Source organism: Paenibacillus sp. FA6 (genome assembly GCF_051550225.1).
Taxonomy (GTDB): Bacteria; Bacillota; Bacilli; order Paenibacillales; family Paenibacillaceae; genus Paenibacillus_AQ.
The window spans coordinates 90000-116763 of sequence record NZ_CP188820.1; the positions used below are offsets into that span (position 1 = coordinate 90000).

Consider the following 26764-nt stretch of genomic DNA (forward strand, 5'->3'; position numbering starts at 1 on the left):
TTAACTTGTTAACGAAACAAAGTGTAAAAGTAGCAGCGAGTATTCGATTTATCGAGTACAAGCTAACATGTACGTGCGAATTTGATGTGATGATCGATCCTTTGGAAGTTTGTTTCAACCGTTTACGGGGGAAATAAGCGGACAACAGAGCGAGCAGCGCAACAAATGAGCAACGCGGTTAAGCTACTAAGAGCACACGGAGGATGCCTAGGCGCTAGGAGTCGATGAAGGACGTGGCGAACAACGAAACTGCCTCGGGGAGCTGTAAGCAAGCTTTGATCCGGGGGTGTCCGAATGGGGAAACCCGGCTGTGTTAATACGCAGTCACTCTTACCTGAATACATAGGGTAGGTAGAGACAGACCAGGGGAACTGAAACATCTAAGTACCCTGAGGAAGAGAAAACAATAGTGATTCCGTCAGTAGCGGCGAGCGAACGCGGATTAGCCCAAACCAAGGAGCTTGCTCTTTGGGGTTGTGGGACGTCTCACACGGAGTTACAAAGGAATATATTAAGTGAAGAGGTCTGGAAAGGCCCGGCATAGAAGGTAAAAGCCCTGTAGCTGAAAGTATATTCTCTCCGAGACGTATCCCGAGTAGTGCGGGGCACGTGAAACCCCGTATGAATCCAGCAGGACCATCTGCTAAGGCTAAATACTCCCTAGCGACCGATAGTGAAACAGTACCGTGAGGGAAAGGTGAAAAGCACCCCGGAAGGGGAGTGAAATAGAACCTGAAACCGTGTGCTTACAAAAAGTCAGAGCCCGTTCTATGGGTGATGGCGTGCCTTTTGTAGAATGAACCGGCGAGTTACGTTCCCGTGCAAGGTTAAGCTGAGAAGGCGGAGCCGCAGCGAAAGCGAGTCTGAATAGGGCGAATTTTAGTACGTGGACGTAGACCCGAAACCGAGTGATCTACCCCTGTCCAGGGTGAAGGTGCGGTAACACGCACTGGAGGCCCGAACCCACGCATGTTGAAAAATGCGGGGATGAGGTGGGGGTAGCGGAGAAATTCCAATCGAACTCGGAGATAGCTGGTTCTCCCCGAAATAGCTTTAGGGCTAGCCTCGGAATGAAGAGTCGTGGAGGTAGAGCACTGATTGGGTGCGGGGCCCGCAAGGGTTACCAAGCTCAGTCAAACTCCGAATGCCATGTACTTATATCCGGGAGTCAGACAGTGAGTGCTAAGATCCATTGTCGAAAGGGAAACAGCCCAGACCATCAGCTAAGGTCCCCAAGTGTGTGTTGAGTGGAAAAGGATGTGGAGTTGCACAGACAACCAGGATGTTGGCTTAGAAGCAGCCATCATTGAAAGAGTGCGTAATAGCTCACTGGTCGAGTGACTCTGCGCCGAAAATGTAACGGGGCTAAACACACCACCGAAGCTATGGCTTGATACATTAGTATCAGGGGTAGGGGAGCGTTGTATAGAGGTTGAAGGTGTACCGTGAGGAGCGCTGGACACTATACAAGTGAGAATGCCGGTATAAGTAACGAAAAGATCAGTGAGAATCTGATCCGCCGAAAGCCCAAGGTTTCCTGAGGAAGGCTCGTCCTCTCAGGGTAAGTCGGGACCTAACGCGAGGCCGAAAGGCGTAGTGGATGGACAACAGGTTGAAATTCCTGTACCACCGTAATCCGTTATGAGTAATGGGGTGACGCAGTAGGGTAGTGACGCGGACTGATGGAATAGTCCGTCTAAGCAGTGAGGCTTGTGTGTAGGCAAATCCGCACACTATAAGGCTGGGCTGTGATGGGGAGCGAAAATTACAGTAGCGAAGGTCATGATCTCACACTGCCAAGAAAAGCCTCTAACCAGGAGAAGGTGCCCGTACCGCAAACCGACACAGGTAGGCGAGAAGAGTATTCTAAGGCGCGCGGAAGAACTCTCGTTAAGGAACTCGGCAAAATGACCCCGTAACTTCGGGAGAAGGGGTGCCCCGGTAGTGTGAATAGCACGAGGGGGCCGCAGTGAAAAGGCCCAAGCGACTGTTTAGCAAAAACACAGGTCTGTGCGAAGCCGTAAGGCGAAGTATACGGGCTGACGCCTGCCCGGTGCTGGAAGGTTAAGGGGAGTGGTTAGGGGTAACCCGAAGCTATGAACCGAAGCCCCAGTAAACGGCGGCCGTAACTATAACGGTCCTAAGGTAGCGAAATTCCTTGTCAGGTAAATTCTGACCCGCACGAATGGCGTAACGATTTGGGCGCTGTCTCAACGAGAGATCCGGTGAAATTTTAATACCTGTGAAGATGCAGGTTACCCGCGACAAGACGGAAAGACCCCATGGAGCTTTACTGCAGCTTGATATTGGATTTGGGTACGATCTGTACAGGATAGGTGGGAGCCTGAGAAATAGGAGCGCAAGCTTCTATGGAGGCATCGTTGGGATACCACCCTGATCGTATCTAGGTTCTAACCTAGGACCGTAAACCGGTTCGGGGACAGTGTCTGGTGGGCAGTTTGACTGGGGCGGTCGCCTCCTAAAGAGTAACGGAGGCGCCCCAAGGTTCCCTCAGAATGGTTGGAAATCATTCGAAGAGTGCAAAGGCAGAAGGGAGCTTGACTGCGAGACCTACAAGTCGAGCAGGGACGAAAGTCGGGCTTAGTGATCCGGTGGTACCGCATGGAAGGGCCATCGCTCAACGGATAAAAGCTACCCTGGGGATAACAGGCTTATCTCCCCCAAGAGTCCACATCGACGGGGAGGTTTGGCACCTCGATGTCGGCTCATCGCATCCTGGGGCTGAAGTAGGTCCCAAGGGTTGGGCTGTTCGCCCATTAAAGCGGTACGCGAGCTGGGTTCAGAACGTCGTGAGACAGTTCGGTCCCTATCTGTCGTGGGCGCAGGAAATTTGAGAGGAGCTGTCCTTAGTACGAGAGGACCGGGATGGACGCACCTCTGGTGTACCAGTTGTTCCGCCAGGAGCATAGCTGGGTAGCTACGTGCGGACGGGATAAGCGCTGAAAGCATCTAAGCGTGAAGCCCCCCTCAAGATGAGATTTCCCAATTAGTAAGACCCCTTGAAGACTACGAGGTAGATAGGTTGGAGGTGGAAGCGCAGCAATGTGCGGAGCTGACCAATACTAATCGGTCGAGGGCTTATCCTAACAAATGTTTAAACAGTTGAAGTGTATACTTCATACTTTCTAACACAAATTCGTTCGTATCTAGTTTTCAGGTGATCAAACATCTGAATAACAGCATAAAGCTGAGGTTTTTTCTAGCGATTGATCTTGACTTGGATTTATTCAGGGAGAGTCAACGAGCAGAAGAATCACGTTTGGTGGCGATAGCGGAGGGGTTCCACACGTACCCATCCCGAACACGACCGTTAAGCCCTCCAGCGCCGATGGTACTTGGACCGCAGGGTCCTGGGAGAGTAGGACGTCGCCAAGCAACAGAAATAACACTACCAATAACTTGGTAGTGTTATTTTGATATTCATAGATATAATCATATTATCAGTAAGGCAAATGAACTAACCTTTTATTGGATGGGAAAGAAAGAGAAGGTGTAGACGAATGGGATATATGAGGACTGAAGAACATTTAATTTATTCTAATGAAATTGATAATAAAGCCAATTGTCGCCTATCTGTTTTATTAAGCCTGATGCAACGTGCTGCTGATGGTGATGTCGAGAATATGGGTGGTTCGCGGGATGAAATGGTCGCTCGTAACATGGGCTGGATGCTGACTACGATTGATCTTACATGCGAACGGATACCTATATTTAATGAGCAAATTAAAATTACGACATGGAATAAAGGGACAAAGGGTGCTTTATGGTTAAGGGACTTTAGGATATGTGATGGGAATAATCAAGAGATTGCGAAGGCGTGTACGTCGTGGGTATTGGTGGATAGTGTTAAGCGTAAGGTGCTTAGGCCATCAGCGTATCCGTTTGAAATCAAATCTAATGATGAAGATTCGCTTGGACCTGTTCCTGACAAAATAAATATATTAGACGAAGTGAAGTTACATGAATCCTATGCTATGACGGTTCGTTACAGCGGTATTGATAGTAATGGACATTTGAATAACGCTCGTTATGCCGATTTATGTATGGATGCCTTAAGCGTGGACGAATTGGATAGTACATCTATTCAAGGTTTCAAAATTACGTATCATCATGAAGCCCGAATGGGAGAAGTTATTCATATACTACGTTCTGATGTAACGGATGGAGTTATCTATTTCAGAGGGCAGTCACCAGAGGGAACACGTTATTACGATGCTTGTCTGAGGTTGATGGAATAGAGGAACACACAAAGGAGCGTAATTATGAAATCTTTAATATTAGCAGAGAAGCCTTCAGTTGCTCGTGAAATTGCTCGAGTGATGGGCAGTAGAGAGAAGCATAAAGGTTATTTCGAAGGACCTAAATATATCGTGACTTGGGCGTTAGGACATCTTGTTGGATTGGCGGAGCCTGAGGATTATGATCATAAATTTGCGACTTGGAATTTGGAGGATCTACCGATTCTTCCGGAAAAGATGAAATTGAAAGTGTTAAGAGAAACAAGCCAACAATTTAAAGTTGTTCAACATCAGGCAAAGCGTCAGGATGTTAGCGGCTTGATTATCGCAACGGATGCTGCGCGTGAGGGAGAGTTGTTAGCACGTTGGATCCTGCAAATGATGAAGTGGGACAAGCCATTTCAGCGGCTATGGATTTCTTCGCAGACGGATAAAGCTATTAAGGAAGGTTTTGCAACATTAAAGCCAGGGAATCAGTTCGACCGTTTGTATGAATCTGCCCGTTGTCGAGCTGAAGCGGATTGGATGATTGGTTTGAATATTACACGAGCGTTAACCTGTAAATTCGGAGCACAGTTGTCTGCTGGTCGAGTACAGACGCCATCACTCGGTATGATTATGGATCGAGAGAAGGAAATTATTGATTTCCGTTCAGAGGAATATGACACACTTACCGTAGAACTAGGCAACTTCACAGCAACTTGGAGGGGCAGTAATGGTGATGCCCGCATGTTTGATCGTAAGCAAGGTGAAATATTACAGAATAAGCTACAAGGTAAGACTGGTGTTATGGAAAAGGTTAAAAAGTCGGAAAAGGTAGAGCCCCATCCACTTGCCTATGATCTTACCGAACTTCAGCGGGATGCTAACCGACGTTTTGGATTTTCAGCCAAGCAGACATCTAATGTACTGCAACGTCTCTATGAGCAGTATAAGCTGGTCACTTATCCACGAACAGATAGTCGACATCTGACCTCGGATATGACAGGGACGTTCAAGGAGCGCTTAGAAAGTGTAGCAGTTGGACCTTATGCAACGCTAGCCCGCCCATTATTGCGCAAAAATCTAACGATCACTAAACGGATTGTAGATGATAGTAAAGTAAGGGATCATCACGCTATTATTCCTACTGAAGAGACTGTACTGCTGAACTTACTTAATGCAGAGGAACGGAAGTTGTATGATCTTATTGTTCGCCGTTTCATAAGTCTGTTCTATCCACCTGCTCGTTATGATGATGTTGCCGTTACGGTGAAAGTGGAGAATGAACTCCTTCATGCAAAAGGAACGACAGTCAAGGATATCGGTTGGAGAGAAGTATACGGTGGAGATGTGGAAGACGATACAGATGAAGATGAATCATCAGACCATCAAGAGAAACGATCGGTTCTTCCTGAATTAAAAGTTGGGGATTCTGTAAAGGTACAGCGTTGTAACGTTCGTCCTGGCCGTACACTTCCACCGAAACGATTTACAGAAGCGTTACTCCTCTCGCAAATGGAGAAGCATGGATTAGGTACACCGGCTACTCGTGCCGATATTATCGAGAAGCTAGTGTCATCAGATACGATTGAGCGCAAGAGTAATATTTTACATCCCACTGGTAAAGGGAAACAATTGATCGAATTGGTATCCCCACAGTTACGATCGCCTGAGCTGACAGCTAAATGGGAATCGGAGCTTGAGAAGATTGCCCAAGGCCAAGGAAGTTCAGATTTATTTTTAAAAGTAATTCGTAGTATGTCAAAGGAACTGGTGGCAGGGGTTAAGGGGAGCTCGGTTGAATACAAGCCTCATAATGTGTCTAACAGTCATTGTCCGGAATGCAATACTCGGCTTCTAGAGAAGAAGAACAAACGAGGTACATTGCTTGTCTGCCCGAAAGAAGATTGTGGCTATCGCCGTTCTGATGAGAAAAGAGTATCGAATCGTCGCTGTCCACAATGTCATAAGAAAATGGACATGAAGGAAGGCAAGGCTGGACTATATGTGCAGTGCCTGACATGTGGAATTACGGAGACCGTAAATAAAGACAATAAACATATCAATAAACGTGAAGAACGGAAGTTAGTTGATAAGTACACCCAACAGGAGACCGTTGGTTCGAACCTGGGTGAGCTTTTAAAAGCGGCATTAGAGCAGAAGAACAAAGGGTAGATGTCTTCGTAAATAGTATGAAGGAAGTTTGATTAATTGTATCCTAAGCCTGATAGACTTATAATAGAGGTGTAAGGAAAATGAGTTGTGAATAAAGAGGAGGACATGTAGCAGATGGGGACTGCACTATGGATTTGGTTTATCTTTATAAACATGGTGGGCTATCTGGTTATGTCTGAAGACAAGAAGAGAGCCCAGAGGAGGCGAGATCGAGTACCGGAGAGAACACTATTCCTACTAGCTGCTATTGGAGGATCATTAGGTGTTATCATTGCGATGTATCGCAAACGGCACAAGACGAAACATGCAAGCTTCCGAATAGGGATTCCACTTCTACTCTTTATGAATGCTATAATGTACGGATATTTCATGGTTTAGCTAGTTCAATTTATTCTGAATCTTCAGAAAAGAGGTGTGGAACATGCTATTTTCTAATATTTTAGTAGCTTATGATGGTTCTAAAGCGTCCAAAAAGGCATTGAATCACGCGATCGCATTGTCGAAGTTGAGCCCCAACGCAAAGATAACGGTTATTCATGTTTTTGGTTTTCCACGTGCATATTTTGGAGAGGCCTATGCGGCGATTCCAGCTTCGGTTACGAAAGAATACTTTGACTTGTCGGAAGAAACAGTTGAGGAAGCCAAGGCAACTCTTGCAGCAGCCAGTGTAACTGGAACAGTGGAAATGATTCAAGGTGCTCCTGCTGAAGTCGTTCTTGAGTATGCCAAAACGAATAACACCGATGTTATCGTTATTGGTAGTCGTGGTCTTGGAGGCATTCGTGAATTTGTACTTGGAAGTGTCAGTCATAATGTCGTGCAACACGCTCGAATCCCAGTACTTGTTGTTAAATAAATAGTTAACCCATAAAGCCAGCATGCCTGAATGATTAGGGTAAGCTGGCTTTATGGGTTCTTTTAAAGGGATACTAATCAGAAAAGACGAACAATTATTTTGTGTGTTGTATAAATGTCCGTGTTTAGGTTGACATTGGGTGAGAGAGATTGTTAAACTAAGCATGAGTAATAAGAAATCAGAATATCAAAGAATAAATATGTAGTCTCAATATATAAGAAAAGAAATGATCCGTAGGGAAAGTGGGTTGAATGAATGTTACCAGTGGTCGCTGTTATTATGGGCAGTAAATCGGATTGGGAAACGATGCAATTCGCTTGTCAAATGCTAGATGAGCTTCAAATTAGTTATGAGAAAAAGGTAGTCTCGGCTCATCGTACACCTGATCTAATGTTCACCTATGCAGAAGAAGCTGCTGGGCGCGGGATTCGGGTTATTATTGCTGGAGCAGGAGGTGCTGCGCATCTTCCAGGTATGGTGGCTGCGAAGACCATCCTTCCTGTGATCGGGGTTCCGGTACAATCGAAGGCGTTGAATGGTTTGGATTCTTTACTCTCCATTGTACAAATGCCTGGTGGTGTACCTGTGGCGACCGTGGCGATTGGTAAGGCTGGAGCAACTAATGCAGGAATACTCGCAGCCCAGATCATAGGGGCATTTCATCCAGAGGTTCAGAAGCGTGTGCAACTCCGTAGGGATGCTATACGGGATGAAGTGTTAGAAAGCAGTGATGATCTATGAGTAAGAAGTTAGAGGAAGATCAATCTAACGAAATGTCCAAAACTTTGTTACCAGGAAGCACAATTGGTATTCTAGGCGGGGGACAGTTGGGTCGGATGATATCTCTTGCAGGTACAGCGATGGGATATCGATTCGTAACACTGGATCCAACACCACAATCACCAAGTAGTGATGTGGCTCAGCAGATTGTAGCCGAGTATGATGATGTGAATGCCGCGCGCAAATTGGCTCATGCTTCGGATGTGATCACGTATGAGTTCGAGAACGTGGATGCAGGTGTTGCAGAAATACTAGTGAAGGAATCCTATGTTCCTCAAGGAAGTGAGCTACTGTACACGACACAGCATCGTGTACGCGAGAAGAGAGCCATTGAAGCGGCAGGCGTTCCGGTAGCACCCTATCGCGTCATCGAAGGAATCGATAGTCTACGGCAAGCGATAGAAGACTTAGGCTATCCATCAGTATTGAAGACAGCGACAGGCGGCTATGATGGTAAAGGGCAATTCGTAATTAGAAGTGAGGATCAATTGGAAGGTGCTTATAATGAACTTGCCGCATCTGGGAGAGAATTGGTACTTGAGAAATTCATTGCCTTCCAGTGTGAAATATCAATCATTGTAGCACGTAGCCCAAATGGTGAAGTGAAGAGCTTCCCTATATCAGAGAATATTCATATCAATAATATACTACATTTGTCCGTTGTGCCTGCTAGGATAACTGCACAGGTACAGAATGAAGCAAGACGTCTAGCTGAAGCAGTAGCAACGAACATGGGTGTTGTTGGGCTTCTAGCTGTTGAATTATTCGTCACTGAGGACGGAACACTGTATGTGAATGAATTAGCTCCACGTCCGCATAACTCAGGACACTACACAATGGAAGCGTGTATGACTTCGCAGTTCGAGCAGCTCATACGAGCAGTGTGTAATCTTCCATTGGGAGATACTACGTTAGTGAGCCCGGTAGTCATGGTTAATGTTCTCGGTCAACATCTGGAATCGGTTGTTCAGAGAGTGGGAGTACAAGACGAGGTAGCGATGGAGTTAGGCGTTATTCCAAAGCTTCATCTGTATGGCAAGACGGAGAGTAAGACTAATCGTAAAATGGGCCATATCAACTTGCTGTGCAAGGATGTACAGGATGGGCTTGAATGGGTGGAACAAACGAAAATTTGGAGGCACTAAAACATGATCGAACGTTACAGCAGACCGGAAATGCGAGCCATTTGGACTGAAGAGAATAAATTTAATTCATGGCTAGAAGTAGAACTTTGTGCTTGTGAAGCATGGGCTGAACTGGGAGTTATTCCAAAGGAAGATACCGAACTACTTCGTCAGAATGCAAAGTTTGATATCGATCGTATCTATGAAATCGAACAGGAAACACGTCATGACGTGATTGCCTTCACCCGCTCTGTGTCTGAAAGTCTTGGACAAGAACGTAAATGGGTCCATTACGGTCTAACATCCACGGATGTCGTTGACACCGCTCTCGGATATGTATTACTCCAAGCCAATGATATACTCGAAAAGGATATAATGAATTTCATAGAAATTCTGAAAGATAAAGCTGTAGCTTATAAAGATACACCGATGATGGGTAGAACTCATGGTGTACATGCAGAACCAACGACATTTGGTCTAAAGATGGCCTTATGGTACGAGGAAATGAAACGTAATTTAGAACGATTCAAGCATGCGGCTAATGGGGTACAATTTGGTAAGATGTCTGGTGCAGTTGGAACATACGCCAATATTGATCCTTTTGTAGAACAATTTGTATGTCAGAAGCTAGGTACGACTGCAGCGCCGATATCGACGCAAACGTTACAACGTGATCGTCACGCTGAATATATGGCAACACTAGCACTAGTCGCTACGTCATTGGACAAGTTCGCTACGGAGATTCGTGCGTTGCAAAAAAGTGAAGTGCGCGAGGTTGAAGAGGCTTTCGCTAAAGGCCAAAAGGGTTCCTCTGCTATGCCACATAAGCGTAATCCGATTGGTTGTGAGAATATTTCAGGTCTATCCCGTGTTATTCGTGGTCATATGGTGACTGCGTACGAAGATGTAACGCTGTGGCATGAACGAGATATTTCGCATTCCTCGGTAGAACGAATTATTCTTCCGGATGCTACGATGTTGTTGAACTATATGCTGAATCGTTTCGGTAATATAGTGAAGAACTTGACGGTATACCCTGAGAATATGAAACGTAATATGGCTCGTACCTTCGGGGTCCCATTCTCAGGAAGAGTGTTGACGAAACTGATTGATAAAGGCTTTAGCAGGGAACAAGCATATGATACTGTTCAACCTCGTGCAATGCAGGCATGGGAAGAACAACGTCAATTCCGTGATATCATCGAATCTACGCCTGAAATTACAGAAGTGCTCAGCGTGGAAGAAATCGAAGATGCGTTCAATCCGAGCTGGCATTTGAAGCATGTAGATACTATTTTTACAAAGCTAGGTTTAGCTTGATATGATAGATAATGTAAGAGGCTGGAAGTGAGGTGAATGGACATGACATCAACGGCTGTATCTACTGCAGTAGAACTTGTTGACGCTCCACTGTTGTATAAAGGCAAGGTGCGTGAACTTTATGATTTGGGGGAAAATGTTCTAATCGTAGTGACGGATCGTATTTCTGCCTTCGATTATGTCCTTGATCCAGCAGTACCTGACAAAGGGAATATTTTGAATCAGTTAAGTGCTTTCTGGTTCGATCAGACGGCTGAACTCATGAAGAATCATGTCGTTCATACGGATGTTGAACAACTCGGTCATATGATCAAGGATAAGGAACTGCTGAAGAATCGAATCATGGTTGTTCGTAAAGCACAGCGTATTGATATTGAATGCGTTGTACGTGGATATATAACGGGTGGCGGTTGGCGACAATATCAAGAGTCCGGAGAAGTGAATGGGATTAAGCTCCGAGAAGGAATGCGTAAGAATGAGGTCTTCGCACTGCCTATCTTTTCACCAGCAGCCAAGAATGATGTGGGTCACGATGAGGATATTTCATTCGAAATGATGAAACAATCGGTAGGAGAAGAAATTGCACTTGAATTGCGAGAACAGAGCTTGAAACTATATAGATTCGCTCATGGGTATTGTGATCAACGGGGAATTATTCTAGTAGATTGTAAGTTTGAATTCGGGTTATTGGATGGTGAAGTGATCCTCATTGACGAGATATTCACGCCAGACTGTTCTCGTTTCTGGGACAAAGAGAAGTATGAACTAGATATTGAGATTGACAGTATGGACAAGGAGCCGGTTCGGTCATATCTGGCCGCCTCGTCTTGGGACATGGATAGCAAGCCTGATCCGCTTCCACAAGAAGTGGTTGAGGAGACTACAAAAAGGTATTTGGACATTTACCGGAGATTAACGGAATCACAATAATATATAAGACATTCTGAGGAGGAATTTTGAATCATGATTAAAGCTATGGTGTATGTGACTGTTAAAAAAGGCGTATTGGATCCACAAGGGGTCGCTGTTCAGGGGGCACTTCATTCGATCGGTTTTCAAGAAGTTGAAAGTTTACGCATTGGTAAATATATGGAAGTTAATTTAGATACGGATGACCGTGCTGAAGCTGAAGTACGCTTAAAGGCGATGTGCGAGAAGCTACTAGCCAATACGGTAGTCGAGGATTACCGTTACGAATTGGAGGGTTAATATCATGAAATTTGCAGTCTTAGTATTTCCAGGTTCTAATTGTGATATTGACTGTTATAAAGCGGTAGAAGATACAGTCGGTATGTCTGTTGATTATGTATGGCACACTGCTACGGACCTTTCTGCGTACGATTGCATCATTGTACCTGGTGGATTCTCCTATGGTGACTACTTACGCTGTGGTGCAATTTCACGTTTCGCACCTGTCATGGCTGAGGTAGCTAAAGCGGCTGAACAAGGAAAATTCATTCTAGGGATCTGTAATGGATTTCAGATTTTAACAGAAGCAGGATTGTTACCAGGTGCGTTACGTCGTAACGAATCAATGAAATTCCGGTGTATCGATACGGTGTTGAAGGTAGTTAACAATAAGACCCCTTTTACACATGAATATAGCAAGGATGAAGAAATAGTAGTTCCAATCGCACATGGTGAAGGAAATTACTACTGTGATGAAGAGACGCTTGAAAAGTTGAAATTAAATGATCAAATCGTGTTTACGTATGGAGATAATCCTAATGGTTCTCTAGCTGATATTGCTGGGATCTGTAATGAACGAGGCAATGTTATTGGCATGATGCCCCATCCAGAGCGGGCAGTAGATACTCTATTGGGTTCGGAAGACGGTAAGCGTATGTTCACATCAATATTAAAGTCATGGAGGGATACATATGGTACAGCAAGTGTCCGCTAAAGAACCAACCGCAGAACAAATTGCGGAGCAACAAATATATCATCAGATGGGCGTATCGGATAGCGAATACGAATTGATCTGTGGATTCATGGGTCGTAAACCGAACTATACCGAGATTGGCGTATTCAGTGTTATGTGGTCAGAGCATTGTGCATATAAGAATTCAAAGCCATTGCTACGTCGTTTCCCAACGACAGGACCACGTGTTCTAATGGGTCCTGGTGAAGGTGCAGGGATCGTAGACATTGGCGATAACCAAGCGGTTGTATTCAAAATTGAGAGCCATAATCACCCTTCGGCCATTGAACCTTATCAAGGGGCTGCGACAGGCGTAGGAGGAATTATTCGCGATATTTTCTCAATGGGTGCTAGACCAGTAGCTGTGTTGAACTCATTACGTTTCGGTAAGCTTGAAAGTGATCGTGTGAAGTATTTATTCGAACATGTCGTTTCGGGTATTGCTGGTTATGGTAACTGTATTGGTATTCCAACGGTGGGTGGAGAAGTTGTATTTGATGAAAGCTACGATGGGAATCCACTCGTAAACGCGATGTGTGTTGGGCTTATCGATCATGATAAAATCCAGCGTGGTGTGGCGAAAGGTGTAGGTAACCCAGTATTCTACGTAGGTCCACCAACGGGTCGCGATGGGATTCATGGTGCTACATTCGCTTCTATTGAACTTAGTGAAGAATCTGAAGCTAACCGTACCGCAGTTCAGGTAGGCGATCCATTCATGGAGAAGCTGGTGATGGAATCTTGTCTAGAATTGATAAATAGCGGCATAGTGGTTGGTATTCAAGATATGGGTGCTGCAGGATTAACATGTTCAAGTGCGGAGATGGCAAGTAAAGCTGGCAACGGATTAGAACTATACTTGGATGAAGTGCCACAACGTGAAGAGGGTATGACTCCTTACGAAATGATGCTGTCAGAATCACAAGAACGTATGCTATTCGTTGTTGAACCAAAGGATGAAGCGCAAGCTCTAGAGATCTTTGAACGTTGGGGCGTTATTTGTGCCAAAGTGGGTAAAGTAACGGATGATGGACGTCTGAAGCTTATACATCAAGATCAAGTAGTGGGTGATATGCCTGTTACAGCATTGGTTGATGAATGCCCAGTCTATGATAAACCATCGTCAGTTCCTGCTTATTATGTGAATAGTGATAAAATTGATACCCTTCGCTATGACGAAGTCACAGATCTTAGTGGAGCATTAAGCAAGATTCTTTCCTCTCCAAGTGTGGCAAGCAAAGCATGGGTATATGAACAATACGATTATATGGTGCGTACAAACACGGCTGTTCGTCCGGGTTCTGATGCAGCTGTCATAACGATTCGTGGTACACGTAAGGGTCTAGCGATGACAACCGATTGTAATGGTCGATATGTATATCTTGATCCTGAAGTGGGAGGTAAGATCGCGGTTAGTGAAGCAGCAAGAAACATTGTATGCTCAGGTGCTGAGCCGATCGCAATTACGGATAACCTGAACTTCGGTAACCCAGAGAAACCGGAAATTTTCTGGCAGATGGAACGTGCGGTGGATGGCATGGCAGAAGCTTGTCGTGAACTAGATACACCGGTTATTGGTGGTAATGTTAGTCTATACAATGAGAATGCAAATGGATCTATTTATCCAACACCTGTTGTAGGTATGGTTGGTCTGGTGCATGATATCGATCATATTACGACACAAGGCTTTAAGAAAGAAGGAGATGTCATTCTACTTCTTGGGAATACGAATGCTGAACTTGGAGGTAGTGAATTCCAAACTGTTCTACATGGCGTAGCAGAAGGACGTCCTCCAGCACTTGATCTTCAAGTGGAGAAGAAACTACTTGCTTCTGTACTTGGAGCAATTCAAAGTGGATTGGTACAATCGGCGCATGATTTATCCGAAGGTGGATTTGCTGTAGCTATTGCTGAGTCTTGTATTAGTGGAGGACTAGGCGCCCAAGTGAATATCACGACGGATCTTCGTTCGGATTTCGCTTTGTTTAGTGAGAGTCAATCACGTATTCTATTATCTGCATCTCCAGATAAGGCAGAGCAATTGCAGACTTATATCGAAGGCCATGGTGTTCCAGTGGTGAAGATTGGTGCTGTAGAGGGAAATAATCTAAGCATTGATATTAACGGTACGAACGCTGTGAATGAATCTGTAGAATCCTTTAAGCAGGTTTGGAAGGATGCGATTCCATGTCTCATGAAATAACATCTGCTAAGTTAACGTCCGAACCATCCACTTCTCATCCACTTTGGACGGGAGACTTTTACAATGAAGGTACGGGCAAGGATGATATTTTTGACACGTTAAAAGAGGAATGTGGGGTCTTCGGAGTATTTAATCATCCGGAGGCTGCTTCACTCTCCTATTATGGATTACACGCATTACAGCATCGTGGAGAAGAAAGTTGCGGGATGTGTGTAGCAGATGGGAAAGAATTCAACTATCATCGTGGCATGGGACTTGTGAAGGAAGTATTTGATAAGGATAGAATGGCTACATTGACTGGGAATATGTCGATCGGACATGTACGTTACGCTACTAGCGGTGACAGTCATCTAACCAATGCACAGCCACTTGTATTTAAGTACCGTGATGGTGATTTAGCTATTGCAACGAATGGTAATATTGTGAATGCACCACAAATCCGTCATGAGTTAGAACAGAGTGGTTCTATATTTCAGACGACAAGTGATACAGAGGTTGTGGCCCATCTGATTGCGCGTTCATCCAAAGGTGTTGTGGAGGCTGCTAAAGAAGCATTACAACGTATTGTTGGTGGATATGCATTTCTTATTATGACAAATGACAAACTGATTGTAGCTTCAGATCCGCATGGACTTCGTCCTGTTACTATGGGACGACTAGGTGAATCTTATATATTTGCTTCAGAGACATGTGCACTTGAGACGATCGGTGCGGAATTATTACGTGATATTCAACCGGGTGAGCTGTTGGTGCTAGATAAAGATGGCCTTAAGGAAGATCGGTATACAGAACCACAGCGTAAAGCGTTATGCGCGATGGAGTATATCTATTTCGCTCGTCCTGATAGTGATCTGAACGGATCGAATTTGCATGCCGCACGTAAAAGAATGGGGAGTCAAATGGCTCTGGAAGCTTTCGTGGATGCTGATCTAGTAACCGGAGTTCCGGATTCTAGTATTTCAGCTGCCATTGGATATGCTGAACAGACCGGAATCCCGTACGAGTTGGGTCTAATCAAGAATAAATATACAGGTCGTACGTTCATTCAACCAAGTCAAGAATTGCGTGAGCAAGGTGTCAAGATGAAACTGAGTGCTGTTCGTCGTGTAGTTGAAGGTAAGCGCGTTGTTATGATTGACGATTCTATCGTCAGAGGTACGACTTGTCTGCGTATCGTCAACCTGTTACGTGAAGCGGGAGCGACTGAAGTTCATGTGCGGATTACTTCACCACCGTTTAAGAACCCATGCTACTACGGAATAGATACGCCTGATCGTAAGGAACTTATTGCTCATGGGAAGACGGTTGAGGAAATCTGTCGTGAAATCAATGCAGATTCGCTGGCCTTTTTAAGTGCAGAGAGGCTTATTAGCGCCGTAGGTGGAGATAATGCAAGTGATCCGAGTGGCGGATTATGTCTCGCCTGCTTCAATAACGATTATCCAACGACGTTGGATTTCGGTGGTGAGGAAAAAGGCGGATGTGGATGTTAAATATAAAAGTGATCGCTAATTTAGGAAGGAGTGTTATTACAAGTGTCTGAAGCCTACAAAAATGCAGGGGTAGATATCGCAGCAGGGAACGAAGCGGTAGAACGAATGAAGAAGCATGTGAAGCGGACAATGCGTCCAGAAGTGATGACTGATCTTGGAGGATTCGGTGCGTTATTCAGTCTGAATAAGGATAAATACGAAGAGCCTGTATTAGTATCAGGTACGGATGGTGTCGGTACAAAGTTGAAAATTGCTTTTGCAATGGATAAACATGACACGATTGGGATTGATGCTGTAGCGATGTGTGTGAATGATATCATTGTACTAGGGGCAGAACCGCTCTTTTTCCTAGATTATCTTGCATGCGATAAAGTGGTGCCAGAGAAGATTGAAGCCATCGTAGCAGGAATCGCTGAAGGATGTCATCAAGCAGGATGTGCATTAACGGGTGGTGAGACCGCAGAAATGCCTGGTATGTATTCCGAAGGCGAATATGACATTGCTGGATTTACAGTAGGTATTGTCGATAAGAAGAATATCATTAATGGTACTACTATCGCTCCTGGGGACACTGTCATTGGGCTTGCTTCCAGTGGTGTACACAGTAACGGATTCTCCTTGGTACGGAAGCTTCTTCTAGAAGAAGTAGGATATGATCTGCATGATGAAATCACTGAACTTGGTGGCAAATTAGGAGATACATTGCTAATACCAACCAAGATTTATGTGAAGTCATTGCTTGCTTTGATTGAGAAGCTGAACGTCAAAGGTATGGCTCATATTACGGGTGGTGGGTTTATTGAGAATATCCCACGTATGCTACCAGATAACGTAAACGTTGATGTTAACTATGGTTCATGGCCGATTCTACCGATATTTGAATTAATGCAGAATAAAGGAAATATCACGAATCGTGATATGTTTACAACCTTCAACATGGGAATCGGTATGGTACTTGTCGTACGCGAAGAAGATGCATCTGAAGCACTTACTATTTTGAAGAGTAATGGAGAAGACGCATATATTATTGGTCGTGTGAACGAAGGAGAATCCATCGTAACCTTCACTGGGGCTGATGTGTAATGAGTCATTACCGTATTGCTGTATTTGCTTCAGGTGAGGGTAGTAATTTCCAAACGCTTGTAGACGCTGGGAAGGCAGGATCACTTGGTGGTGCGCAGGTGGAATTGTTAGTGTGCGATAAGCCTGAGGCAAGGGTTGTTAAGCGTGCGCGTGATGCAGGAATACCTGTGCACTTGTTCACGCCTAAATCGTATCCTTCACGTGAAGCGTATGAAGCAGAGATCGTGGAGCAGTTAGAAGCTCTGAATATAGAATTAGTCGTGTTAGCTGGCTATATGCGTCTGTTAACATCTGTCATGGTAGACAAATATGCTGGGCGTCTTATTAACATTCATCCATCGTTACTGCCATCTTTCCCTGGGACGAATGCTATTCAACAAGCGCTCGACTATGGTGTGAAAGTGACAGGAGCTACTGTTCATTTCGTAGATGGCGGAATGGATACGGGTTCTATTATCGCTCAACAAAGTGTCGAAATTATGCCGGAGGCTAGTGTGGATTCACTTGCTAAAGAGATACATTCGATAGAGCAGGAGCTATATCCGCGGGTTGTTTCATGGTTTGCAGAGGGACGAGTACGGTTAAACGACAGACAGGTAACGATATTACCGTATAAATAACATGGATTCGTCAGCGGATATGAGTCTGCAAGGTATTTCGATATTTCTCGGGAAATATTATTCGTGGAATGGAAATTTATCGTTGAAATATGACAATCCATCACATATAAAGGAGGATCCAATTCGTGAGTATAAAAAGAGCGTTAGTCAGCGTGTCGGATAAACAAGGCATCGTGGATTTTTGCCGCGAACTGTCTGCATTAGGCGTGGAGATTATTTCGACTGGGGGAACAAGCAGTCTACTTGCTAAAGAAGGCGTTCCAGTCATCGGAATATCAGAAGTTACGGGGTTCCCGGAAATTATGGATGGACGAGTTAAAACATTACATCCAGCCGTACACAGCGGATTATTGGCTGTACGTGATAACGTGGAACATCAACAACAGATGAAGGAATTGGATCTTGGGTATATCGACCTTGTTGTCGTGAACCTGTATCCTTTTCAAGAAACCATTGCTAAACCAGGTGTTTCGTATGAAGAAGCTATTGAGAACATTGATATCGGCGGACCAACTATGCTCCGTTCAGGTGCCAAGAACCATGCCTTTGTTAGTGTGGTTGTAGATTCTAGCGATTATAGTTCAGTGCTTGAGGAAATCCGCAAGGATGGAGATACGACACTGGAAACACGCAAACGGCTTGCGGCAAAAGTGTTCCGTCACACAGCGGCTTACGACGCCCTAATCTCTGATTATTTGTCGAATGTAACGGGAGATCCGCTACCAGAACGTCTAACAGTGACATATGAGAAAATACAAGATTTACGCTACGGAGAGAATCCGCATCAAAAGGCAGCGTTTTACCGTAAACCGTTGGCTCCACAAGGTACGCTCACTACGGCTGAACAGCTTCATGGTAAGGAATTATCTTATAATAATATTAATGATGCTAATGCTGCCTTACAAATCGTGAAAGAATTCGATGAGCCAACTGTTGTAGCGGTTAAGCATATGAACCCATGTGGTGTTGGAACAGGAAGTAATGTGTATGAGGCTTATCAAAAAGCTTACAATGCGGACCCAACTTCGATCTTCGGTGGGATTGTAGCGGCGAATCGTACGATTGATGCAGATACAGCGGAACTTTTGAAAGAGATTTTCCTAGAAATTATTATTGCACCTGACTTCACACCTGAAGCCCTTGAAATTCTCACGAAGAAGAAAAATATTCGTCTGTTGAAAATGGGTGAATTCCACACATCTAAAGAGCGTACTGGTCAATTCCTATTCACTTCTATTGATGGTGGAATGGTTGTCCAAGAGAGCGATATTCATTCCGTTGATGCATCAGAGTTGAAGGTCGTTACGGATCGTCAACCAACCGAGGATGAATTAAAGCAATTGTTGTTCGGATGGAAGATAGTTAAGCATGTGAAGTCTAATGCGATTGTACTTGCAGCAGATAATATGACTGTTGGTGTGGGTGCAGGACAGATGAATCGTGTCGGTTCAGCGAAGATAGCAATTGAGCAGGCTGGAGATAAGGCTAAAGGTTCCGCGCTCGCTTCGGATGCATTTTTCCCAATGGGAGATACGGTTGAATTTGCGGCTAAAGCCGGAATCACAGCTATTATTCAACCTGGTGGATCGATTAAAGACGAAGAGTCCATTAGAATTGCGAATGAGAATGGCATTGCGATGGTATTCACAGGAGTACGTCACTTTAAACACTAGATAGAAAAAAGGTAATCAAAGGGAGTGCGAACATGGATATATTGGTCGTTGGCGGTGGGGGTCGTGAGCACGCCATCATTTGGGCGCTTGCGAAGAGCCCACAGGCTGGACGCATATACTGCGCGCCGGGGAATGCTGGAATAGGAACCCTAGCAGAGTGCGTACCTATTGCTGTAAATGAGTTCGACGCTCTGACGGCTTTTGCAAAAGAGAAGAACATTGATTTCGTGGTCATTGGTCCTGATGATCCATTAGTTGATGGCATTGTGGATGCATTTGAAGCGGAAAGTATTCCGGTATTTGGACCACGCAAAAATGCAGCAGCGATTGAAGGAAGTAAGACATTTATGAAGGACTTAATGCATAAATATCATATTCCGACAGCAGCTTATGAGAAGTTTGATAACTATGAGGATGCTAAGGCATATTTACTGACTCAGCAGGTTCCTATCGTGATTAAGGCAGATGGATTGGCAGCAGGCAAAGGTGTTACGGTTGCCTTTTCCATGGAGCAAGCCGAAACTGCACTACATGACATTATGGTGAGTAAAGTATTTGGTGATGCGGGAAGTCATGTGGTGATTGAAGAGTTTCTTGCTGGCCAAGAAATGTCGATTCTCGCATTTGTGGATGGGGAAACGGTTCGACCGATGGTTGCCGCTCAAGATCATAAGCAGGTATTCGATAATGATCAAGGACCTAATACGGGTGGAATGGGAACGTATTCTCCACTTCCACATATTGATTCAGCTATTATCGAAGAAGCGATCGAGAAGATTATCAAACCAACGGCTAAGGCAATGGTTGCTGAAGGACGTCCTTTCCGCGGAATATTGTTCGCTGGGCTGATGATTTCTCCAGATGGGACGCCGAAGACGATTGAATTCAATGCTCGATTTGGAGATCCTGAGACGCAGGTCGTATTACCAAGGCTGAAAAGTGACCTCCTTGCCATCATGATGGCTGCCGTGAACGGAACACTGGCTGACATCGAGATCGAATGGAGCGACGAAGCAGCGGTATGTGTGGTGCTTGCATCAGGTGGTTACCCTGCATCGTATCCTAAAGGTATCGCCATTCATGGACTGGACGATGTGAAGGATGCACTCGTATTCCATGCGGGTACTGCTAAGAATGCTGCAGGTGAGTGGGTAACGAATGGCGGGCGTGTTCTAGGCGTTGTTGGTCTAGGACAAGACATTGCCAGTGCTCGTGCTAAGGCGTACGAAGAAGCGGCTTATATTGAGTTTGAAGGCAAGCAACTACGTTCGGACATCGCAGCCAAAGCACTTCTGTAGTTGAGAAGGATTAGATAGAGTAAATAGACTAATGTGTGATGTAATATCGGGGGAACAAGAGCGGATTATCAATATATATAGATCTAATAAATAGATCATAAACAAGAGGCCTTCCTGCTAATAGGAAGGCCTCTTTAGATATAGAGATTGAGCAAATAGTATAGCTGGAAAACTAGTGATTGAATAACCAGAAATACTTAGCGAAGCGGATGGAATTGTCTTGGCGAAGCGTAGCGTTCGCCTTTGCCCCTGAATTTTCACCGCCAATAGCGTTAAATTCAATAAAATTCGGGGGCAACAGCGATCGGAAGGACAATCCATACGCGTAGCGGTCATTTTTCTGATTATTAAAGTGTTTTTTTAGCATTTATTTCGAAATATCAACAAAGCCCTCTCCGAAAACATCACGTACGTCATGAATCGTTACAAAGGCGTTGATATCAATCGCTTTAACAATCTTTTTGAGAGTGGAAACTTCCTGTTTGCTGATGACAATATAAAGAACTTCTTTAGGTGCTTTGGTGTAGTAGCCATGACCTGAGAGAACAGTAACACCGCGTTCCATGAATACAGTGACTTTCTCAGCAATTTGGTCTTGTTCTTGTGAAATAATCATAACAGCTTTCTTCGGATTGAGACCTTCAATGATAAAGTCCATGACCTTGGTAGCAACATATAGCATGATGATCGTGAACATCAGACTTTCTGCTCCAATAATGAAGTAAGAAGAGAAAGCAACAATTAAATCGAAGAATAATAAAGAGTAGCTTATATTCCAGTCGAGATATTTATTGGTCATTCTTGCAAGAATCGCAGTTCCAGCAGTTGTACCCCCAACACGTATAATGATTCCGATCCCAGCGCCTGTAAAGACACCTCCGAATATTGCGTTAACGATCAATTCATTGGAGGAGATACTCCAGCTCTCGGTTAGATGTAGAAAGAGGGAATTGAATAGTACCGCAATAATAGTGTAGATCGTCGTTTGTTTGTCCAAAAATTTATAGCCAGCCATGAGTAAGAAGGAATTGATAATCAAGTTGACTAATCCAGGGGACCATTGGAAAAGGTAGTAGAAGATAATGGTTAAACCTGTAACTCCGCCCTCACCCAATTCATTCGGGATAACGAACAGATTAACTGCTAATGCGAAGAGAAAAGTTCCTAACATAATAAATGCGATATCGATGATTTTCTTTTTCATGTAGTGGCCGCCTTTGTTGTATTCAATGATACTTTCATGAAATTGTATTACAATTTGCAAGTAGCAAAGAATAAATCGTAACTCTCTATGATACATATGTCAATAATATTTGTTACCTAGGAAGGGAAGGAAAGGGAATCTCCAAATAGTGGTCAGGAAGGTTGCAATGTATCTCCAACTAATATATTATTAAATTAATAGTCTTAATATTGAAATAATAAAACTAGTGATATGAATTTATAATTGGAGGGGTATATAATGAAACATATTTTTAAACAAGGAAGCGATGCATCAGCACCTACACTCGTTCTATTTCATGGTACGGGAGGAACGGAAGAGGATTTATTACCAATAGGTGAGATGATATCACCTACATCATCTGTACTCAGTGTTCGTGGTAATGTGTTGGAGAATGGGATGCCGCGATTCTTCCGTCGATTGGCTGAAGGGGTGTTCGATCTAGAGGATCTAATCTTACGAACGCACGAAGTGTATGACTTCTTAGATGAAGCAGCAGAGAAATATGGAGTGGATCGACATAATATGGTAGCGGTAGGCTATTCTAACGGTGCGAACATAGCGGCTAGCTTATTGTTCCATTATGAGGATGCTTTCAAAGGTGCTATTCTGCATCATCCGATGGTTCCTTTGCGTGATAAGGAACTTCCTAATTTATCTGGGATTCCTATATTCATTGGAGCAGGGCGGAATGATCAGATGTGTTCTGCACAAGAGTCTGAAGATCTTCATGCATTATTAACCGAAGCAGGAACGGTGACGGAGCTTCACTGGGAGAATAACGGACATCAACTAACCCGAACAGAGATACTTGCCGCTGCGGCATGGTACGGGGAACATTTCTAATTCTAATGGTTGAACTTCCTCTATAATGGATCGCTTGAGAAATACGTCCGAAAAGAGTACGCTAGGAAGATAAGAAATAGAAAAAAGACAGCGATGGACGTTGCCATATAACCATTGGAGTGAGGAAAACGATGACAGAATTGAATAATGGGACTAGGTCAGGCCTAGTGATGATGGAAGATATCGTTCGGGCACATCATGTTTTGCGGGAGGTCATTGTACGTACGCCGCTACAGTGGGATGCTGTACTTTCGGCTAAGTATAACTGTAAAGTATTTCTGAAGAGAGAGGACTTGCAGGTGGTACGCTCCTTCAAGATTCGCGGTGCGTATAATATGATTCGTAATCTCTCAAAGGAAGAATTAGCGAATGGAATTGTCTGTGCAAGCGCGGGAAATCACGCTCAGGGTGTGGCCTTTTCTTGTAAAACGCTTGGGATTCAAGGTAAGATTTATATGCCGAGTACGACACCTAACCAGAAAGTGAAACAGGTGAGACGATTCGGTGGGGAGAATGTTCAAGTAGTACTAACGGGTGATACGTATGATGATGCTTATGCTGCAGCTATGAAGGTCTGTGAAGAACAAGCTTTGACGTTCATACACCCTTTCGATGAACCGCGAATTATTGCAGGGAATGGGACCATTGCTATGGAAGTGATGGAGAGCTTAGATAGCCCTGCTGACTATATTTTCGTGACCATAGGTGGAGGAGGATTAGCTGCGGGTATAGGTTCGTATATGAGGGCGGTTAGTCCGCAGACGAAACTGATCGGGGTAGAGCCACTAGGGGCAGCATCGATGAGTGAGGCACTATTACGCAAGGAAGTCGTGACTTTAGATGAGATTGATAAATTTGTGGATGGTGCTGCGGTTAAACGTGTAGGGGATCTAACCTATGAGATATGTGCCAATGTGCTTGATGATATAGTGAAGGTGCCTGAAGGTAAAGTATGTACAACGATCCTAGAATTATATAATGAGAACGCTATTGTTGTAGAACCAGCAGGTGCGTTAACTGTTTCAGCATTAGAGTTATACCGTGAACAAATTGTCGGTAAAACGGTTGTATGTATTATTAGTGGTGGGAATAATGACATCGCTCGAATGCAGGAGATTAAGGAAAGATCGCTTATTTATGAAGGACTTAAGCATTATTTCATGATTAATTTTCCGCAACGTGCGGGTGCACTTCGAGAATTCCTTGAGGATGTGTTAGGACCTGGCGATGATATTACAAATTTTGAGTACACCAAAAAGCATAATAAAGAGAATGGTCCAGCGCTTGTTGGTATTGAGTTGGATTCCAAAGAAGATTACGGTGCCTTAATCGAACGTTTGGATCGCAAAGCTTTTGATTACAAGGAGCTTAATAAAGATGTGAACTTATTTAATCTATTATTCTAGTGTTCAATGGTCGAATCAATAGCGTGTATACGGGAAATCCGAGTGCACGCTATTTCGCTATGCCTAATGATCATCCATTGGTCATCCAGTATAAGAACAATGATGTGCAACATTCTCTACCATGGTGGCGTTAAATAGATAATAAGGGATTTACTCATATAAGACGCTCAAGGGAGGTTATTTACATGAAGTACTTAGTAACTTGTATGGTCGTTGTATTGTTTCTATTAGGTTGCTCTTTAGGAGGGGGTCATAGAACCAATCATAACGACTCAGTATCAGAAGACGAAGCCATAGCGCAAGTTATACTTGAAACCCAAAGAATTGAGTTCCCAACGAAGAGAGATAAAGTTAAGGGAATTATTCAAGGAGGGGGTCCAGCTCCAGGACTGCGAATTCCAGGTGAGTTTGAATCAGCTGCGATGAGAGAAGATGAGGATACATTCATTGTAATATTAACGGAGTACTGGAGTTCAGATATTTTTCGAAATGAGAATAGCCCTGCGCATGCAACCTTGACTCACTATTGGAAATATAAAGTCACCGATGGGAAAGTCGAAATACTCGAAGACGATGGTGACTTCTCACCAGAATTTGTGGAGTGAAAGATTAATGGCTCAACCTCAAAATCAGTGCTTGACTGTTTGACTGAAATGCGTCAGCGCATCCGTATCCTACGTAAATTTTTGTCAAGCACTTATTAGGGTATTCATCCAGATTAATTAAGCCTTAGTGAAATGATGACTATTCCGCTTGTCGGGAGAGACTCTACAATGTAAATAGTTCACTTACATCTATTGGAGGGGATGAATATTTATAGTTCCATTCATTGGTGGAGGGGTTATACTGGTAATCCTTTTTCCAACTGGTGATATTTATAAGAATTGAGCGAACTGCATCAATGATGAGATAAATTTCACGCTGGGTCATAATAGGGTGAATGGATAATCGAACCCAACCCGGCTTGTAGGTTAGATCGCCCTGATCTAGTGAATCTGAGATCATCTTTGAGGTATCTTTGCTAATATGAAGTAAATAGTGTCCATAAGGACCGGCGCAGGAGCACCCTCCACGAGCCTGTATTCCAAAACGATCATTAAGTAGCTTGGTAAACAAGTTATAGTGAATATTGAGTGCAATAAAAGACACAATACCGATACGTTCCACCTGGGAGCTCTCCAACACAAATATTCCCGACATTTGGGTTAATTCGTCCAAAAGGTTAGAGGTTAGTTCACGTTCACGCTGGATTAGCTGTTTGTAACCCATACGTTCTTTCAGACGAATACATAATGCTGCTCTAATGGTCTGTAGAATGGGGGGCGTTCCTCCATCTTCGCGTGTCTCTATATCCTTATGATATTGATGACCACCCCAAGCGTTAGTAAAAGATACAGTCCCACCTCCGGGATGATCAGGAATTTGGTTCTTATACAGTTTTGAATTAAAGATGAGGACGCCGCTGCTCCCGGGGCCACCTAGAAATTTATGAGGAGAGAAAAATATGCCATCCAATTGATCAGTTGGTAAGGAAGGGTGCATGTTTATTTCGACGTAAGGAGCGCTTGCCGAGAAATCAACAAAACATACCCCACCGAACTTATGCATCTTTCGTGCCAACTCATGATAAGGTGTTTGGATTCCAGTCACATTGGAACATGCTGTGAAGGAACCTATTTTACAAGTACGATGGCGATACCTTAATAATGCTTGTTCTAACTTCTTTGGATCCACGTCTCCATGATCGCCTGGGTCAATACTTACGACATCCCCAATGGTTTCGGACCACGAAAATTGATTGGAATGGTGCTCCATATGACTAACAAAAATAACGGGGCGGTTCTCTTCAGATAAGGTAAAATGACCATGGAGCCACTCAGGGATTTTTAGTCCTAAGATGCGTTGTAACTTGTTGACAGCTGAGGTCATACCCGCGTCGGTCATGATAAGAATATCATGTTCGCTAGCATTCACGTGTCGTTTAATGATATTCCGTGCTTCCGTATAGGCATTAGTCATGGTTGTGCTTGTGATATTTGACTTCGTATGTGTATTAGCCACATAGGGTCCGAAACGCTCTGTAATACATGATTCAATAGGTCCGTATAGACGTCCACTTGCAGCCCAATCCGCATAGATGAGTTGCTTTTTTCCATAAGGAGATTGGAAAGAATAGTCTATCCCTATCATATGATTACGAAATGAATTGAAATGTTGTTCTAATGAGCAGCAGCTGAGTTCCTCGTGGAGATCATTGATATCTAGATTGGGCATGAGTTTTACCTCCATCATATCTTGCCATGAATTGGTACCAGTATATGTTAGAGGGTAGGTATGGGTTAAAGCCTATTGTTACATCCACATGAGTATCTCGTGCTGTTTTTGGAAAAATGAGTAGTATGACACAAGAAGGATTAAGATATGTGAAAATACGTATTGAAGTTTCCTGGTGAAATACGATACACTGTAATTATAAAATGTTAACGTTAACATTTTGGAGGTT

General features: G+C 44.0%; 21 protein-coding genes and 2 rRNA genes. 21 read left to right on the forward strand and 2 right to left on the reverse strand.

What is annotated here, in order from left to right; translation table 11 throughout:
• Positions 1 to 176 precede the first annotated feature (176 nt).
• The 18 genes from ACP8HI_RS00490 to purD all read left to right on the forward strand — a co-directional run bounded on the left by ACP8HI_RS00490 (position 177) and on the right by purD (position 20787).
• Positions 177 to 3107: ribosomal RNA gene (locus tag ACP8HI_RS00490) — 23S ribosomal RNA — on the forward strand.
• Positions 3108 to 3279: 172 nt separating this feature from the next.
• A 5S ribosomal RNA gene (gene rrf, locus ACP8HI_RS00495) occupies positions 3280 to 3396 on the forward strand.
• A 125-nt stretch (positions 3397 to 3521) separates the two neighbouring features.
• Positions 3522 to 4259: an acyl-[acyl-carrier-protein] thioesterase gene (locus tag ACP8HI_RS00500; protein ID WP_438349210.1), complete on the forward strand. Its 738-nt coding sequence runs from the start codon at positions 3522 to 3524 to the stop codon at positions 4257 to 4259.
• 24 nt (positions 4260 to 4283) lie between these two features.
• Positions 4284 to 6416, forward strand: coding sequence for a DNA topoisomerase III (locus tag ACP8HI_RS00505; RefSeq protein WP_438349211.1), 2133 nt, complete (start codon positions 4284 to 4286; stop codon positions 6414 to 6416).
• Positions 6417 to 6530: 114 nt separating this feature from the next.
• On the forward strand, positions 6531 to 6794 hold the full coding sequence (locus tag ACP8HI_RS00510; protein ID WP_438349212.1) for a DUF1294 domain-containing protein: 264 nt from the start codon (positions 6531 to 6533) through the stop codon (positions 6792 to 6794).
• Positions 6795 to 6837: 43 nt separating this feature from the next.
• A complete protein-coding gene (locus ACP8HI_RS00515; protein ID WP_438349213.1) occupies positions 6838 to 7272 on the forward strand; it encodes a universal stress protein in 435 nt (144 codons plus the stop codon).
• 255 nt (positions 7273 to 7527) lie between these two features.
• Positions 7528 to 8013 carry a 5-(carboxyamino)imidazole ribonucleotide mutase gene (gene purE, locus ACP8HI_RS00520; RefSeq protein ID WP_438349214.1) on the forward strand — a complete coding sequence of 162 codons (486 nt, stop codon included), beginning with the start codon at positions 7528 to 7530 and terminating at the stop codon, positions 8011 to 8013.
• Complete coding sequence (purK, locus tag ACP8HI_RS00525; RefSeq protein WP_438349215.1) at positions 8010 to 9197, forward strand: 5-(carboxyamino)imidazole ribonucleotide synthase; 1188 nt, start codon at positions 8010 to 8012, stop codon at positions 9195 to 9197. Before purE ends, purK begins: the two co-directional genes overlap by 4 nt.
• A gap of 3 nt (positions 9198 to 9200) precedes the next feature.
• Positions 9201 to 10496, forward strand: coding sequence for an adenylosuccinate lyase (gene purB, locus ACP8HI_RS00530; RefSeq protein ID WP_438349216.1), 1296 nt, complete (start codon positions 9201 to 9203; stop codon positions 10494 to 10496).
• A 42-nt stretch (positions 10497 to 10538) separates the two neighbouring features.
• Positions 10539 to 11426, forward strand: a complete 888-nt coding sequence (locus ACP8HI_RS00535) for a phosphoribosylaminoimidazolesuccinocarboxamide synthase (protein ID WP_438349217.1) — start codon at positions 10539 to 10541, stop codon at positions 11424 to 11426.
• A 33-nt stretch (positions 11427 to 11459) separates the two neighbouring features.
• Complete coding sequence (gene purS / locus ACP8HI_RS00540; protein ID WP_438349218.1) at positions 11460 to 11705, forward strand: phosphoribosylformylglycinamidine synthase subunit PurS; 246 nt, start codon at positions 11460 to 11462, stop codon at positions 11703 to 11705.
• Positions 11706 to 11709: 4 nt separating this feature from the next.
• On the forward strand, positions 11710 to 12399 hold the full coding sequence (purQ, locus tag ACP8HI_RS00545) for a phosphoribosylformylglycinamidine synthase subunit PurQ (RefSeq protein ID WP_438349219.1): 690 nt from the start codon (positions 11710 to 11712) through the stop codon (positions 12397 to 12399).
• Complete coding sequence (purL, locus tag ACP8HI_RS00550; protein ID WP_438349220.1) at positions 12377 to 14620, forward strand: phosphoribosylformylglycinamidine synthase subunit PurL; 2244 nt, start codon at positions 12377 to 12379, stop codon at positions 14618 to 14620. Before purQ ends, purL begins: the two co-directional genes overlap by 23 nt.
• On the forward strand, positions 14605 to 16113 hold the full coding sequence (purF, locus tag ACP8HI_RS00555; protein WP_438349221.1) for an amidophosphoribosyltransferase: 1509 nt from the start codon (positions 14605 to 14607) through the stop codon (positions 16111 to 16113). The genes purL and purF overlap by 16 nt, the downstream gene beginning before the upstream one ends.
• Before the next feature lie 42 nt (positions 16114 to 16155).
• Positions 16156 to 17196 carry a phosphoribosylformylglycinamidine cyclo-ligase gene (gene purM, locus ACP8HI_RS00560; protein WP_438349222.1) on the forward strand — a complete coding sequence of 347 codons (1041 nt, stop codon included), beginning with the start codon at positions 16156 to 16158 and terminating at the stop codon, positions 17194 to 17196.
• Entirely contained in the window at positions 17196 to 17816 is a 621-nt protein-coding gene (purN, locus tag ACP8HI_RS00565; RefSeq protein WP_438349223.1) for a phosphoribosylglycinamide formyltransferase, read from the forward strand. The genes purM and purN overlap by 1 nt, the downstream gene beginning before the upstream one ends.
• Before the next feature lie 125 nt (positions 17817 to 17941).
• Positions 17942 to 19489 (forward strand): bifunctional phosphoribosylaminoimidazolecarboxamide formyltransferase/IMP cyclohydrolase, encoded by a 1548-nt coding sequence (gene purH, locus ACP8HI_RS00570; protein WP_438349224.1) that lies wholly within the window; start codon positions 17942 to 17944, stop codon positions 19487 to 19489.
• Between the two features lie 32 nt (positions 19490 to 19521).
• Positions 19522 to 20787 carry a phosphoribosylamine--glycine ligase gene (gene purD, locus ACP8HI_RS00575; RefSeq protein WP_438349225.1) on the forward strand — a complete coding sequence of 422 codons (1266 nt, stop codon included), beginning with the start codon at positions 19522 to 19524 and terminating at the stop codon, positions 20785 to 20787.
• 367 nt (positions 20788 to 21154) lie between these two features.
• On the opposite strand, the gene ACP8HI_RS00580 is transcribed toward purD, so the two are convergent.
• Complete coding sequence (locus ACP8HI_RS00580) at positions 21155 to 21991, reverse strand: YitT family protein (protein ID WP_438349226.1); 837 nt, start codon at positions 21989 to 21991, stop codon at positions 21155 to 21157.
• A 258-nt stretch (positions 21992 to 22249) separates the two neighbouring features.
• On the opposite strand from ACP8HI_RS00580, the gene ACP8HI_RS00585 reads away from it, so the two are divergent.
• The 3 genes from ACP8HI_RS00585 to ACP8HI_RS00595 all read left to right on the forward strand — a co-directional run bounded on the left by ACP8HI_RS00585 (position 22250) and on the right by ACP8HI_RS00595 (position 24866).
• Complete coding sequence (locus ACP8HI_RS00585; protein WP_438349227.1) at positions 22250 to 22855, forward strand: alpha/beta hydrolase; 606 nt, start codon at positions 22250 to 22252, stop codon at positions 22853 to 22855.
• A gap of 131 nt (positions 22856 to 22986) precedes the next feature.
• Entirely contained in the window at positions 22987 to 24261 is a 1275-nt protein-coding gene (gene ilvA, locus ACP8HI_RS00590) for a threonine ammonia-lyase IlvA (RefSeq protein WP_438349228.1), read from the forward strand.
• Between the two features lie 185 nt (positions 24262 to 24446).
• The gene (locus ACP8HI_RS00595; protein WP_438349229.1) at positions 24447 to 24866 is read left to right on the forward strand and encodes a hypothetical protein; all 420 of its coding nucleotides are present in this window, start codon (positions 24447 to 24449) and stop codon (positions 24864 to 24866) included.
• A 163-nt stretch (positions 24867 to 25029) separates the two neighbouring features.
• Here the strand turns inward: ACP8HI_RS00595 and ACP8HI_RS00600 are convergent, their stop codons facing one another.
• A complete protein-coding gene (locus ACP8HI_RS00600; RefSeq protein ID WP_438349230.1) occupies positions 25030 to 26535 on the reverse strand; it encodes an aminotransferase class V-fold PLP-dependent enzyme in 1506 nt (501 codons plus the stop codon).
• Positions 26536 to 26764 lie beyond the last annotated feature (229 nt).

Bases quoted from the DNA above. Each gene is read 5' to 3' on its own strand.
- ACP8HI_RS00535 (WP_438349217.1), top strand. From the start codon at position 10,539: ATGACATCAACGGCTGTATCTACTGCAGTAGAACTTGTTGACGCTCCA.
- ACP8HI_RS00595 (WP_438349229.1), top strand. From the start codon at position 24,447: ATGAAGTACTTAGTAACTTGTATGGTCGTTGTATTGTTTCTATTAGGT.
- ACP8HI_RS00515 (WP_438349213.1), top strand. From the start codon at position 6,838: ATGCTATTTTCTAATATTTTAGTAGCTTATGATGGTTCTAAAGCGTCC.
- purN (WP_438349223.1), top strand. From the start codon at position 17,196: ATGAGTCATTACCGTATTGCTGTATTTGCTTCAGGTGAGGGTAGTAAT.
- purL (WP_438349220.1), top strand. From the start codon at position 12,377: ATGGTACAGCAAGTGTCCGCTAAAGAACCAACCGCAGAACAAATTGCG.
- purK (WP_438349215.1), top strand. From the start codon at position 8,010: ATGAGTAAGAAGTTAGAGGAAGATCAATCTAACGAAATGTCCAAAACT.
- ACP8HI_RS00500 (WP_438349210.1), top strand. From the start codon at position 3,522: ATGGGATATATGAGGACTGAAGAACATTTAATTTATTCTAATGAAATT.
- purD (WP_438349225.1), top strand. From the start codon at position 19,522: ATGGATATATTGGTCGTTGGCGGTGGGGGTCGTGAGCACGCCATCATT.
- ACP8HI_RS00580 (WP_438349226.1), bottom strand. From the start codon at position 21,991: ATGAAAAAGAAAATCATCGATATCGCATTTATTATGTTAGGAACTTTT.
- purE (WP_438349214.1), top strand. From the start codon at position 7,528: ATGTTACCAGTGGTCGCTGTTATTATGGGCAGTAAATCGGATTGGGAA.
- ACP8HI_RS00510 (WP_438349212.1), top strand. From the start codon at position 6,531: ATGGGGACTGCACTATGGATTTGGTTTATCTTTATAAACATGGTGGGC.
- ACP8HI_RS00600 (WP_438349230.1), bottom strand. From the start codon at position 26,535: ATGCCCAATCTAGATATCAATGATCTCCACGAGGAACTCAGCTGCTGC.
- purQ (WP_438349219.1), top strand. From the start codon at position 11,710: ATGAAATTTGCAGTCTTAGTATTTCCAGGTTCTAATTGTGATATTGAC.
- ilvA (WP_438349228.1), top strand. From the start codon at position 22,987: ATGACAGAATTGAATAATGGGACTAGGTCAGGCCTAGTGATGATGGAA.
- purB (WP_438349216.1), top strand. From the start codon at position 9,201: ATGATCGAACGTTACAGCAGACCGGAAATGCGAGCCATTTGGACTGAA.
- ACP8HI_RS00505 (WP_438349211.1), top strand. From the start codon at position 4,284: ATGAAATCTTTAATATTAGCAGAGAAGCCTTCAGTTGCTCGTGAAATT.
- purF (WP_438349221.1), top strand. From the start codon at position 14,605: ATGTCTCATGAAATAACATCTGCTAAGTTAACGTCCGAACCATCCACT.
- purS (WP_438349218.1), top strand. From the start codon at position 11,460: ATGATTAAAGCTATGGTGTATGTGACTGTTAAAAAAGGCGTATTGGAT.
- ACP8HI_RS00585 (WP_438349227.1), top strand. From the start codon at position 22,250: ATGAAACATATTTTTAAACAAGGAAGCGATGCATCAGCACCTACACTC.